Origin of the sequence: Marinobacter sp. UBA2498 (assembly GCF_002341575.1) — a bacterium.
In the GTDB taxonomy this organism is placed as follows: domain Bacteria; phylum Pseudomonadota; class Gammaproteobacteria; order Pseudomonadales; family Oleiphilaceae; genus Marinobacter; species Marinobacter manganoxydans.
In genome coordinates this window covers 418-3,431 of sequence record NZ_DDOI01000111.1, presented here as the reverse complement: position 1 = coordinate 3,431, position 3,014 = coordinate 418, and the positions used below count along the sequence as shown (strand labels likewise).

Annotated in this window: 5 protein-coding genes; 2 read left to right on the top strand and 3 right to left on the bottom strand. The window is 53.8% G+C overall.

Annotated features, from left to right (window positions below; all coding sequences use genetic code 11):
* Positions 1–111: 111 nt before the first annotated feature.
* The 3 genes from B2W52_RS15480 to B2W52_RS15470 form a co-directional block, all read right to left on the bottom strand.
* Positions 112–588, bottom strand: a complete 477-nt coding sequence (locus B2W52_RS15480; protein ID WP_273070248.1) for a hypothetical protein — start codon at positions 586–588, stop codon at positions 112–114.
* Positions 585–911 (bottom strand): hypothetical protein, encoded by a 327-nt coding sequence (locus B2W52_RS15475; protein ID WP_273070250.1) that lies wholly within the window; start codon positions 909–911, stop codon positions 585–587. Before B2W52_RS15475 ends, B2W52_RS15480 begins: the two co-directional genes overlap by 4 nt.
* A 71-nt stretch (positions 912–982) precedes the next feature.
* Positions 983–1,159: a hypothetical protein gene (locus B2W52_RS15470; protein WP_273070251.1), complete on the bottom strand. Its 177-nt coding sequence runs from the start codon at positions 1,157–1,159 to the stop codon at positions 983–985.
* Between the two features lie 317 nt (positions 1,160–1,476).
* Here B2W52_RS15470 and B2W52_RS15465 point away from each other — a divergent pair, with 317 nt between their 5' ends.
* A complete protein-coding gene (locus B2W52_RS15465; RefSeq protein ID WP_092033996.1) occupies positions 1,477–2,151 on the top strand; it encodes a spermidine synthase in 675 nt (224 codons plus the stop codon).
* A 97-nt stretch (positions 2,152–2,248) separates the two neighbouring features.
* Positions 2,249–2,827: a Tll0287-like domain-containing protein gene (locus B2W52_RS15460; protein WP_050898265.1), complete on the top strand. Its 579-nt coding sequence runs from the start codon at positions 2,249–2,251 to the stop codon at positions 2,825–2,827.
* The last annotated feature ends 187 nt before the right edge of the window (positions 2,828–3,014 follow it).

Here is a 3,014-nt window from a genome sequence, read left to right as displayed (position 1 = left end):
CGGAAAACCTCGGGTTTTCGATTGCTTCCCGATAGCTGCAAACGTGTACCTTGTCGCCTATCAGAATGGATACTTCCTTAGTGTATGGGTCCAGGGTTAGGGCGCTGTCTCTCATTGTGCGGCCTCCGCTGCTACTGGCTCATCAGCTCGGATTCTTAAAAGCGTGACTCCGCTATATCCGGCGTTCCAGAGAACCTCCATTTTCTGAATCGCCTGCTTGTAAGTGTGATGCCTCAAATCTGTGTGAGTCCCCCACTCCCCGGGCTTTGTTTCGGAAACGTAGCTTATGTGAAAGTAATCACCTGGCATGGGCTCTTGAGTAGCTGAAACGTACTCGGCTGGCATGCCTTGCCGTATCACTTCAGCTTCCGGGAATTGACCACTGATCTTTGCCTGTATGGCTTCAGCATCTGCTCTGGTGGTTGGTTCATCCGGTATGCAGATCCCGCCTGGATAAATCCGGACTCCGAATCCTGTTACATGTCCTTTGAAAAGGAATAACTCGCCATCGCGGATAGCTTCATCGAAGGCATCGTTAGTTTCATGCTCCGGAATGGTCAGTTGTTGGCGTTGGTAGATCTTTTTCATTGGCTAGCCCCTTCCGCTTTCTGAATTCCCTCAATAACAGCTGTGGCGTCACCAGTGGCTTCTGAAACGAGATTGGCCGCGTGGTTAATCATGGCCTTGAGAACCACCTCCGGCGAGTCCTGGTTAAGGATGCTCTGAAGATTTTCCTCTTTGTTCAAAAACATCAACATAGCGTCGGCATCGAATAGTTTTGTTCTTGCGCCATAGATCAGATTGAAAGTGTTTTCGGTCATCGCCGCACCTCCATTAAGGGTTTGAGATGCAGCGCGACCTTCTTCTGCGTCGAATCTGTAATCGTTGACTGTGTTATTCTGGTTTTGCATGTCGGCGTACTCCTTCAAGTGGTTGCCGATGTGTTGCCCTGGGTCTGTTGCCGCAGATCCGGGGCGTCTCTTCAGCCTTTCGGCTTTTTCTTCTCGTTTTCCAATCCCGAAACAATCAGCATTCTGACAGCTACAGAACGGTTAACGGGTTGTTTCATATAGCGCTCGAGTTCTGCTCTGTACTGCTCCACCTCCTCCAGGATATTTGCGGATAACTTGACGTTTACGTGTGCTGGGTATTTGCTCATCACATTCTCTTATCGTATTACGTCGTATTACGATAGTTCGAGTTCCTGGTTAGCGCAAGAAATTGTTTTGATCTTTGAATGCAGTGGAGGGCCGCCTCAATATTTGGCTTGGCATGCAGCGCGAGATTTTGCGGGTACTTTTGCGGGTACTCAGTGCCATATCCAAGATTTAACGCTATATATATCAATTCGTTAAGTATCCGTTTAGGCTCCTGCCGGGGGTACCACCTCTCTTAACCCCGATTCTCGTTCCGTGATATTCAACCTGGCTCCAGGCGAGCTAAACTGCCCCTCCTTACCGACATCAGGACTTCTCAATGGCCCGCTTTACCGAAATCGGAACCGCAATGATCCCCGGCAAGGGAACCCGATTACGTCTTTTGCAACGCAATGATGAATTTTCCATCAAAATTGCCGGCACCACCGGAGAATTGATGAACAGCCGGATCCACGGCTCGGAGGATGCTCTTGCCACCCTGGCGTGCGAACGGATTGCCGATCAGCCTGCTCCCCGGGTTCTTATCGGCGGCCTGGGCATGGGGTTCACGCTGGCAGCAGCGCTGGCCGCTCTGGGCGACGATGCGCAGGTGACGGTAGCCGAGCTGGTTCCCGAAGTAGAAGCCTGGAATCGCGGGCCGCTGGGCTCTGCGGCGGGCAACCCGCTGAACGACCCGAGAGCGCAGGTTCACATTGGTGATGTAGCCGAATTACTCAGAAACAGCGACGGCGAATGGGATGCCATCCTTCTCGATGTCGACAACGGCCCGGAAGGCCTCACCCGCAAAGAAAACAACTGGATCTACTCACCGGATGGCATTGCGGCCGCCCAGAAAGCCCTGCGACCTGATGGCATCCTTGCCTACTGGTCTGCCGGCCAGGAGCATTCCTTCACAGAGAGGCTGCGGCGGGCAGGATTTTCTGTTGAGCCCGTTACAGTGAGGGCCTTGCGACCCGGCAAGGGTGCCCGCCACGTTATCTGGCTGGCGTGGTAATCATTCATCGACTCTACCGGAATCTGTCCTGGCTCAATTTGGGATTATTCCTTTGTTATATACTTATTCCAAAGCCAAGAAGCCCGGGAGAGATTCAATGACCAAACCGACCATCACAACAGCCTTGCTATGCTCCTTGCTTTCCATGCCACTTCTCGCGCAACCCCAAGCAGATAGCCCGGAAGCAATGGTTGCCGAAGCACGTTCCCTGGTGAAAAGCTTCGGCGGCTCACTGAAGCAGGCGCTCCAGGCGGCCATCAAAGAAGGCGGCCTCACAAACGGTATTGGTGTTTGCAAGACTGTGGCACCGGAAATCGCCAGCAACAACAGCAGCGGCGGCTGGGTCATCAGTCGGACCAGTCTGAAAGTCCGGAACCCGGAAAACACCCCGACCGACTGGCAGGAGATCCAGCTGCTGGCCATGGACAGACAGCCGGTAAAGAACGGAAAACCGGTGGAGGTCTGGCAGGTCTCCGAAGCGTCCGGACAGCCGGCGTTCCAATATATGAGCGCCATCCCGACACAGAAACTTTGCCTTGGCTGTCATGGTAAGTCCATCGCCCCGGAGGTGAAGGCAAAACTGGCTGAACTCTATCCTGAAGACAAGGCGACCGGCTTCTCCGAGGGCGATTTGCGGGGCGCGTTCGTTGTTACGCGGGAAGTTCCAGTAAACTGATGGCACTAGCCATTTCTTCAGCGATTGAGAACAGGTATGTCACTGAACTACAGAATCATTCCGGTCACGCCTTTCCAGCAGAACTGCTCACTGATCTGGTGCGAAAAGACGCGCCGGGCAGCCGTAGTCGATCCGGGCGGGGATCTGGAGAAGATTCGCGCCGCTGTGGCTGAGGAAGGCGTGACGG

Excerpts from the sequence above, each read along its gene's own strand:
- B2W52_RS15460 (WP_050898265.1), top strand. The coding sequence starts at position 2,249 with ATGACCAAACCGACCATCACAACAGCCTTGCTATGCTCCTTGCTTTCC.
- B2W52_RS15480 (WP_273070248.1), bottom strand. The coding sequence starts at position 588 with ATGAAAAAGATCTACCAACGCCAACAACTGACCATTCCGGAGCATGAA.
- B2W52_RS15470 (WP_273070251.1), bottom strand. The coding sequence starts at position 1,159 with ATGAGCAAATACCCAGCACACGTAAACGTCAAGTTATCCGCAAATATC.
- B2W52_RS15475 (WP_273070250.1), bottom strand. The coding sequence starts at position 911 with ATGCAAAACCAGAATAACACAGTCAACGATTACAGATTCGACGCAGAA.
- B2W52_RS15465 (WP_092033996.1), top strand. The coding sequence starts at position 1,477 with ATGGCCCGCTTTACCGAAATCGGAACCGCAATGATCCCCGGCAAGGGA.